Below are 7,601 nucleotides of genomic sequence, written 5' to 3'. Positions count from 1 at the left end.
GTTTATATTTTCAGCAGTCTCGAACCCACGTCGCTCTTTTTTCTATATTAAGCTGTTGTCGAAAACATGTACTTTTTATAATGGTAGCGAATCGAAAAGATTAGGCCGAGCCCGAACATGTTCCCCATTAAGGCGCTGCCGCCATAACTGATAAACGGTAATGGAATACCCGTAATCGGCAGAACACCAATCGTCATCCCAATATTCTGGAAGACGTGGAAGGTGATCATGCTGATGACCCCTACGCAAATATACGTATAAAAATTATTCTTTGTTTCCATTCCGACCTTGGTAATATGATAAACCAATAAGAAAAACAGACTAATCAACACACTTGCCCCAATAAAGCCATATTCTTCGCCAACGACACTAAAAATAAAATCCGTTTGGCTTTCCGGCAGATAAACTTCGCGATTTCCCAGTCCTTTACCGCCCGTTTGGCCTGAACCGATCGCAAGTAATGATTTTGTCAACTGATAGGCGTCCGATCCTTGGTAACTATATGGATCTAGCCAAGAATAAATCCGACGAAGCTGATATTGGCCCACCCCAAGGTACTTTTCCAAGACTTCTGGGTGCCATAATACAAAATAAAAAATCGTCCCAATTAGCGCTATACCTACTGCAAACAATGGTGTGAGCAGCTTCCACGAAATCCCCGAAATAAAGATCATTCCTAATAATATCGCTAAGAACACGAGCGATGTCCCTAAGTCCTGCTTGATAATAAGTGCTAACGGGACCATGGTTACAATGCCAAGCTTAACTAACAGCCAAAAATCCGTTTGCATCGTTTTTATCTGGGTCTTGAGGTGATGATCTTCAATTACGCGCGCAAGAGCCAATATAATGAAGATTTTAACAAACTCAGATGGTTGGATGGTACCAATGCCAGGAACCTTAAACCAGTTTTTCGCCCCATTGATAACTGGTGCGATACTTTCCGGGGCAACAATTAAAAATCCAAGCATAAGTATTCCAAACCCATAAGCATACCAGGTAAGCTTTCGGAGTTGATCTGAATCGAGGGTCATAACCCCAGTGATTATCCCTCCACCAACCACATACCAAACAATTTGCTTGATTAAAAAGTTCTCCTTGTATTGTCCGCTTGCCTGCGCACTATAAATTGCTAAACAGCTCGCTAAAAACAGTAATATCAATATAAAAACAAGATTGTAATCAAGTTTTGAAGTTTTGTCGTTATTTGAAGTCATATCAGTTCCACCTTACTATGAAATGCTGCATTCCTTCATTATATTTTTATTATCAGCAAATCACAACTTCTAAACTGTGAATGGTTTAATTTACATAAGAATGTTTATTCTCTAAAGTAGATCCGCTGCAACTCCCTTGCCATCCATTCCAGATTACTTGGAACCTGTGGAATGCCGTATCCAATATAAAGCGGAGTGGTCACAAAGCGCGAAACAACCTTTGCATAGATTTTATTTTCAATATGATGGAAAAACAAATTATAGCTCGTTGCTTTGAATGGAAAATGGTTCAAAATATAATGAACAGCCGTTTGCAGGTAATCCGAAAACTTTTCCTGGTAACACGAATCATCCATTTCAATATTGAATTCATAAAATCCGACACGGGGCTTTGTCGACAGCGTAAACCGGGCTTCCGCTGTTTCATCAATTACAATCCCTTCAAACATTTCATGGGTTACCTTCTCTTTATAATCAATATCATCCAATCCAATGATTTGCATATGAGGATGGGAGAGCGTACCTCCTGACAAAGGTCCATGGTTTTTGAAGAAGATCACAGATTGATAGCGTCCAGTTTCCTCCATAGCTAACCAATGCTTGATTCCAAATCTCATCAATTTATGTAAATGCTCTTTTGGGTAGGTCGATAATTCACCATGACAATCATCCGTTTCAATTAACACCGTTTGATAGGTTTGTTCTAAAACAGGATATTTATTTTTCAAAAGAATAATCGGTTCGTCCACAGCGATGAGGTTCGTTAGTTGATCTCTTTCGCAAAATGGACAGGCCTGGTCTTTGTTTCGAATATTTTCGGGCTTCATAACACCGATCGACGTATTAAAATGAAGATGTGAATTTTCCAAATGCGTTTCTCCTCTCGAACGAGTATATTTCTATTTTATGGGAGGATGCCATCCAATTGCACTTATTTTGTTTAGACATTAGATATTTTCATTGCCTAATTGGAAAAGGAATCCTAAAACAGAATAGGTTTTCATTAAATAGGTAATTTTAGCATATCTTTTAAATGTACAGGCTTAACATTTCTTTAGAATGTGAGGGTAACTATGTTAACAAAATTAGAAGCACTAATTCTGGGGATTATCCAAGGTTTAACCGAATTCTTGCCGATCAGCAGTACTGGCCATCTTTATTTAGGAAGAAATTTATTCGGCTTACAGGAAGCCGGACTCTTACTCGATACGATGCTTCATGTCGGTACATTGCTGGCTGTTTTTGTTTTTTATAAGGAAGAATTTATAAAAATTATCAAAAACCCGTTTAGTAAGTTAACCTTTTTGTTGATCATTGGAACCATCCCAGCGGTAATCTTTGGACTTGCGTTTAAAGATTATATCGATGAGATTTCGAAAACTGGGGTTACGATTGGCTGGGAGTTTTTAATTACGGGTGTTTTTCTGTGGCTCGCTGATTCAGCGAAAAATGGCTACAAGAAAATGGATGAGATTAGCTATAAAGATGCCCTCATTATCGGTACCTTTCAGGCCGTTGCGATTATGCCTGCGATTTCACGATCAGGAATGACGATCGTTGCCGCGCTTTGGCGAAAATTAGATCGTGAAACAGCCGCTTATTTTTCCTTCTTATTGTCCACACCAGCCATTGCTGGCGCGATTGTCCTGCAAACGAAGGATTTACTCAGCGGTCAAGGTGAAGAAATCTCCTTGTCGGCATTGCTCGTTGGTATTGTCGCTTCTGCTGTCTTCGGTTATGTTGCCGTTAAGTGGATGATTGGCTATTTGAAAAATCATTCCTTAAAACCATTTGCAATTTATGTTTGGGCATTAGGCGTACTTGTGTTAGTTTTCCAATTTACAGGTAAATTTTAGTGAGTTAAGGTTCAGAAAAATAGATTCGCAAACAAAAGTGCTGGTTTCGCAAACAAAGGCCCTAGTTTCGCAAACAAAAATGGGTTTTCGCAAATAGGATGAGAACTCATGCGATATTTATAAAAAGCAACGAAAAAGCGACTCGATAGCACTCGAGTCGCTCTTTTTTATAATGAAACAGGCAATTTTGCCATTTCTTTAGCTGCTTTTGCTGCTTGTTCCTTAGCTTTTGCCATAATTTCAGGAATCATCTTTGGATTATGATCCATTCCCTCGGCAAATACCGTTTCCATTAATTCAAAGCCAAGGAATTCAAGGGCTTTACTCAAATAACGGTCACCCATTTCAAAATCAACCATTCGGCCGATGGAATAAATGCCTCCGCGTGTTTGAATATGAATGGCCTTTCTTCCGGTAAGAAGTCCCTCTGCACCGTGTTCAGAGTAAGTAAATGTTTTCCCTGCAATAAATAAGCAATCCATGAAGGATTTTAAAATGGCGGGTGCACCAAGGTTCCATATCGGTGTAACAAACACATAGTAATCCGCATCAATAAAACGGTCTGCCAGCGCATGCATTTTTTCTAGTTTCGTCAGCTCTCCTTCGGTAAGCTGATCTTTTGTATAGCCCATAAATGATAGTTTTGCACGTGCATAAAGTAAATCCATATCAATCTCAGGGATATCCATACTATATAAGTGCATATGCTCAATTTCCACATCAGGCTGTTCCTTTTTGAACGCTTCTAGAAACACTTCCCCAATTTGCATTCCTTTTGAAAGTTTACTATCATCTTTTGGATTTGCTGTTATATATAGAAGCTTAGACATTTAGTTCCGTCCCCTTTTTCGCAAATTTAATATTCTCTCCTTATAGTACAATATTTCACTATGCTCACGATTGAACAATAAGTGAAGTTTGTGAAAATCTTGTGAAAACTAGATTGTTATTTGAACAACCCATGACAATCCCAAACAAAACTTAACGAAACTCAACAAAACTTAACAAAAGTGACTTTTATTATGCTATTCTTTTTATAAAATAAAAACTGGAAAAAGGAGGGTGACTTATGGATGAGAAGGCATATACACCCGATGAAGTAGCCCAAATCTTTCAAATCTCAAAACATACGGTTTATGAGTTAATTAAAAGAGGTGAGCTGCAGGCATTTAAGATTGGAAACAAAATGAGAATTGAACAAGCTGAGCTGGAAAGATTTAAAGAAAGCACGAAGGTTCCTGCCAAAAAAGGTCCTTCTGAACCTACAGGGACTCCAAGTAATCCGGCCCAATCCATTCGATTAACCGGCAGTCACGACTTTTTAGTCGAACATTTTGCAAAACAAGCAGCTACAGCATTAAACTTGCAAATCCAGCCTTCGTACATAGGCAGTCTTGAAGGGTTAATGATGCTATACCGGGAACAATGTGATATTGCTGCTATTCATCTATTGGATCCAAACTCACAAGAATATAATCTGCCATTCATTCATCAACTTTTTGTATACGAATCAATTTTGGTGCTTAGATTAGCGGCAAGACAACAAGGTTTTATAGTCGCAAAAGGCAATCCGAAAAATATTCATGATTTTCCTGACCTGACGAGAAATGATGTTCAATTTGTTAATCGCCAGAAAGGGGCTGGAACACGATTTTTACTTGACTCAAGGCTTTCCAGCTATGGAATTGATCCTAGTAAAATTAGCGGGTATAGCAAGGAGGAGTGGAACCATTTATCTGCTGCCTCGTACATTAGCAGGGGCATGGCTGATGTCACCTTCGGAATTCAGTCGGCTGCAAGCCATTTAGGATTGGACTTCATCCCTGTAGCGAAAGAACATTTTGACCTTGTTTTCCGCTTTACCTCTGAAAATAAACAAAGTTTAACAGACCTAATTCAGTATTTACAATCTGCTAGTTTCAAAGACAGTTTAACGGATTTAGAAGGTTATGATATATCAGAATTAGGAAAAATCACCTATCAAACTATTCAAACGGAGGAAACAAAAACATGTTAAAAAATCGTTATCTTGGATTCTTATTGGCGCTGATGCTATTAATTTTAGCCGCGTGCGGAAATTCTGACACAAATGATTCAGCAGAAAAAGTAAAAAAGACTGAACCTAATGCAGCACCAACTGAAATGATCCTTGCCACAACAACAAGCACACAGGACAGCGGCTTACTAGATGTATTGATCCCAATGTTTGAAAAAGAACACAATGTAAAAGTAAAAACCATTGCAGTTGGTACAGGGCAGGCATTAGAAATGGGAACAAAAGGGGAAGCAGATGCCCTTCTAGTTCATGCTCCAGCAGCTGAAAAGGCAGTTGTTGATGCCGGCGATGCCATAAACTACAAACGCGTGATGTACAATGATTTTATCCTCGTAGGACCAAAGGAAAATCCAGCAGGTGTCAGCGGTGATGACATTAACGCAGCTTTCAAAAAATTGTCTGATTCGAAAGCTACCTTCGTTTCACGAGGTGACGATTCTGGCACACATAAAAAAGAACTTGGTATCTGGGCGGCGGCAAGCATTAAACCCGCTGGGGAATGGTACGTTTCAACTGGACAAGGCATGGGGCAAACTTTACAAGTGGCAGCAGAGAAAAAAGGCTACGTCTTAACTGACCGCGCTACATGGCTGGCACAAGAGAAAAATTTAGATACCCTTCAAATCGTCGTTGAAGGCGGCAAAGATTTAATGAACATTTACCACGTGATGCAAGTAAATCCTGAAAAACATGACAAAATTAATAGCAAAGATGCCAAAAAATTTGTAGAATTTATGGTAGATGCGAAAACACAAGATGTAATTGAAGAATTCGGTAAGAAAGAATACGGCCAATCATTATTTATGAAGTATACAGAATAGTAGTTTAAGGCCCTTTTTTTAAGGGTCCTTCTGTTTATAAAGCTATAGAAAATCCTGGAGGCACTTTAAATGGAACTACTCATTGATGGACTAAAAAAAGCGATAGAGATGCTCCTTTCTGGTGATCAGGAAGTATTTGCGATTACCTGGCTCACTCTTAAAGTTTGTCTAATTTCCATCCTGATTAGTACCTTGATAGGATTGCCGTTTGGCATTTTTCTTGGATTAACTAGATTCAAAGGCCGCAGACTTCTATTATTATTCATCAATATTGGTTTAGGGCTGCCTCCTGTTGTTGCCGGACTTTGGATTACGATGCTGTTGTGGCGCTCGGGGCCGCTCGGAGACCTCACCCTGCTTTATTCACCAACAGCGATTGTGATGGCACAAATATTAGTGAGTTTGCCGATTGTCACCAGTCTAACCTGCACAGCATTTCAGCAAATTAGTGAAAAAATGCTTCTACAAATTAAAGCACTTGGAGCAACAAAACTGCAGACCTTATGGATTCTCATTAAACAATTAAAAATTGCCATATTGGCGGCAATAATGGCTGGCTTTGGCCGGGTCATCGCTGAGGTTGGTGCTGCGATGATGGTCGGCGGAAATATCCAAGGAGACACGCGCATTTTAACAACGACGATTGTGATGGAAGTTTCAAAGGGGAACTTTGATATTGCCTTAGCACTATCGTTCATATTATTATCGGTTGCCCTGTTGATTACGGCAGCGTTAACATTTTTACAGCAAAGGAAGCGAATATCATGAACCCTTTAATTGAGCTGAAGAACATTACCTATAAAGCCCATAATAGAACCATTCTTGATATTCCTGAATTTCAGATTCAGACGGGGGAATTTCTGGGCATCATGGGACCAAATGGTGCGGGGAAAAGTACGCTGCTAAAGGTGCTGGCGTTTCTTGAGCAACAAAATAGTGGTGAAATCCTTTACCGAGGACAGGCCATTCCTAAGGGGAATGCACCGCTTGAGCTGAGAAGGAAATTCTCCATTGCTCTCCAGCAGTCCTTACTGTTAGATGGAACTGTTTTTCATAACATTGCGATAGGTCTAACCTTAAGAAAAGTCTCCAAATCGATTATCAAGGAAAAAGTGGGGCACTGGATGGAGTTATTTGGGATCAGTCATTTGGCGAAAAAAAATGCGCTTTATTTATCCGGCGGCGAGGCACAACGGGTCAACTTAGCGCGGGCGATGATTGTTGAACCAGAGATTCTGTTTTTAGATGAACCTTTTTCCGCTTTAGATTTTCCAACAAAAATTAGGTTAATGGAAGATTTCAAGCAAATTATTGAAGATGCCAAGACAACGGCTGTCTTTGTCAGCCATGATCTGATGGAGGTCAATTATCTCACGAAACAGCTTGCAATCATTGTAAATGGTGAAGTGAAACAAGTGGGACTAACCCCACGCGTCCTAGAACATCCGAATTCCTCCACTGCATCCTTCCTAAATGAGTGGAAAAAGTTTTACCCCGTTGCACGTTAATTGACAGTTCCGGTTTGGAGCTGTTTTTTCTTTTGGTTCTGTTAACCTTGGCTGTTGATTTCCGCTCCAGGCGCTCGCTTTCCGCGGGCGGTCCGGGGAGCCTCCTGATATGAACGAAACTGTCAAGGCCCCCACTCTAAATT

The 7,601-nt window shown here is 39.9% G+C and carries 9 protein-coding genes; 5 read left to right on the top strand and 4 right to left on the bottom strand.

What is annotated here, in order from left to right; all coding sequences use genetic code 11:
* Positions 1-47 precede the first annotated feature (47 nt).
* Positions 48-1,217 (bottom strand): FtsW/RodA/SpoVE family cell cycle protein, encoded by a 1,170-nt coding sequence (locus J7E63_RS27835; RefSeq protein ID WP_215018407.1) that lies wholly within the window; start codon positions 1,215-1,217, stop codon positions 48-50.
* Positions 1,218-1,321: 104 nt separating this feature from the next.
* Positions 1,322-2,086 carry a DUF4931 domain-containing protein gene (locus J7E63_RS27830; RefSeq protein WP_215018405.1) on the bottom strand — a complete coding sequence of 255 codons (765 nt, stop codon included), beginning with the start codon at positions 2,084-2,086 and terminating at the stop codon, positions 1,322-1,324.
* A gap of 204 nt (positions 2,087-2,290) precedes the next feature.
* Here J7E63_RS27830 and J7E63_RS27825 point away from each other — a divergent pair, with 204 nt between their 5' ends.
* Entirely contained in the window at positions 2,291-3,073 is a 783-nt protein-coding gene (locus J7E63_RS27825; protein ID WP_215018403.1) for an undecaprenyl-diphosphate phosphatase, read from the top strand.
* A 167-nt stretch (positions 3,074-3,240) separates the two neighbouring features.
* Here J7E63_RS27825 and J7E63_RS27820 read toward each other — a convergent pair whose 3' ends face one another.
* Positions 3,241-3,903, bottom strand: a complete 663-nt coding sequence (locus J7E63_RS27820) for an FMN-dependent NADH-azoreductase (protein ID WP_215018402.1) — start codon at positions 3,901-3,903, stop codon at positions 3,241-3,243.
* 239 nt (positions 3,904-4,142) lie between these two features.
* Here J7E63_RS27820 and J7E63_RS27815 point away from each other — a divergent pair, with 239 nt between their 5' ends.
* The 4 genes from J7E63_RS27815 (at position 4,143) to J7E63_RS27800 (ending at position 7,458) form a co-directional block, all read left to right on the top strand.
* A complete protein-coding gene (locus J7E63_RS27815; protein ID WP_215018400.1) occupies positions 4,143-5,090 on the top strand; it encodes a substrate-binding domain-containing protein in 948 nt (315 codons plus the stop codon).
* A complete protein-coding gene (locus tag J7E63_RS27810) occupies positions 5,084-5,950 on the top strand; it encodes an ABC transporter substrate-binding protein (RefSeq protein ID WP_215018399.1) in 867 nt (288 codons plus the stop codon). Before J7E63_RS27815 ends, J7E63_RS27810 begins: the two co-directional genes overlap by 7 nt.
* Before the next feature lie 69 nt (positions 5,951-6,019).
* Positions 6,020-6,718: an ABC transporter permease gene (locus J7E63_RS27805; RefSeq protein ID WP_215018397.1), complete on the top strand. Its 699-nt coding sequence runs from the start codon at positions 6,020-6,022 to the stop codon at positions 6,716-6,718.
* Positions 6,715-7,458 carry an ABC transporter ATP-binding protein gene (locus J7E63_RS27800; RefSeq protein WP_215018396.1) on the top strand — a complete coding sequence of 248 codons (744 nt, stop codon included), beginning with the start codon at positions 6,715-6,717 and terminating at the stop codon, positions 7,456-7,458. Before J7E63_RS27805 ends, J7E63_RS27800 begins: the two co-directional genes overlap by 4 nt.
* On the opposite strand, the gene J7E63_RS27795 is transcribed toward J7E63_RS27800, so the two are convergent.
* Positions 7,420-7,601 (bottom strand): hypothetical protein (locus J7E63_RS27795; RefSeq protein WP_215018393.1); only part of this gene is annotated, 182 nt, incomplete at its 5' end. The genes J7E63_RS27800 and J7E63_RS27795 overlap by 39 nt on opposite strands.

Source organism: Bacillus sp. ISL-75, assembly GCF_018613095.1.
This window is presented reverse-complemented; position numbering and strand designations above follow the sequence as displayed.

What these genes read in the sequence shown, in the direction of transcription:
- J7E63_RS27835 (WP_215018407.1), bottom strand. Translation starts at nt 1,217, where the DNA reads ATGACTTCAAATAACGACAAAACTTCAAAACTTGATTACAATCTTGTT.
- J7E63_RS27825 (WP_215018403.1), top strand. Translation starts at nt 2,291, where the DNA reads ATGTTAACAAAATTAGAAGCACTAATTCTGGGGATTATCCAAGGTTTA.
- J7E63_RS27820 (WP_215018402.1), bottom strand. Translation starts at nt 3,903, where the DNA reads ATGTCTAAGCTTCTATATATAACAGCAAATCCAAAAGATGATAGTAAA.
- J7E63_RS27815 (WP_215018400.1), top strand. Translation starts at nt 4,143, where the DNA reads ATGGATGAGAAGGCATATACACCCGATGAAGTAGCCCAAATCTTTCAA.
- J7E63_RS27810 (WP_215018399.1), top strand. Translation starts at nt 5,084, where the DNA reads ATGTTAAAAAATCGTTATCTTGGATTCTTATTGGCGCTGATGCTATTA.
- J7E63_RS27805 (WP_215018397.1), top strand. Translation starts at nt 6,020, where the DNA reads ATGGAACTACTCATTGATGGACTAAAAAAAGCGATAGAGATGCTCCTT.
- J7E63_RS27800 (WP_215018396.1), top strand. Translation starts at nt 6,715, where the DNA reads ATGAACCCTTTAATTGAGCTGAAGAACATTACCTATAAAGCCCATAAT.